At 58.8% G+C, this 410-nt stretch carries 1 protein-coding gene; it reads left to right on the top strand.

All coding sequences use genetic code 11. The features are described from left to right. Window positions 1–213 (top strand): WGR domain-containing protein (locus EOC06_RS38565; RefSeq protein ID WP_128310181.1); only part of this gene is annotated, 213 nt, incomplete at its 5' end. Between the last annotated feature and the right edge of the window lie 197 nt (window positions 214–410).

Consider the following 410-nt stretch of genomic DNA (forward strand, 5'->3'; position numbering starts at 1 on the left):
ACACAAAACATGCGGCGCTTCTATGTGCTGGCGATCCAGCCAACGCTGTTCGGAGGCGCTTCGGTCATCCGCAACTGGGGCCGCATCGGAACGAACGGCCAGTCGATGGTGCAGACATTCGATCAGTCGGAAGAGGCGGACAGCGCACTGGTCCGCCTCGAGCGGAGCAAGAGGCGAAGGGGCTACCGCGATGCCCAGCCGCCGGAAGCCTGAGGACTATTTGCGCCCATTTGGCAGCACATGCCGTGAACCACGCGATCGAGCCCGAAGCGGACCAAGCCGTTCGGGCAAGATTAGATCAATGCTTGCGTTGGTTACTTGAGTTCCGCCTTTAAATCCAGCAAGGCAGTTACCGCTGCTCTCGAGAATTTCGGGACGACGAGAACGAAATTCCTGCTGATGAACTGGTC

The sequence above is a fragment of the Mesorhizobium sp. M7A.F.Ca.MR.362.00.0.0 genome, assembly GCF_004023175.1.
Classification (GTDB): domain Bacteria; phylum Pseudomonadota; class Alphaproteobacteria; order Rhizobiales; family Rhizobiaceae; genus Mesorhizobium.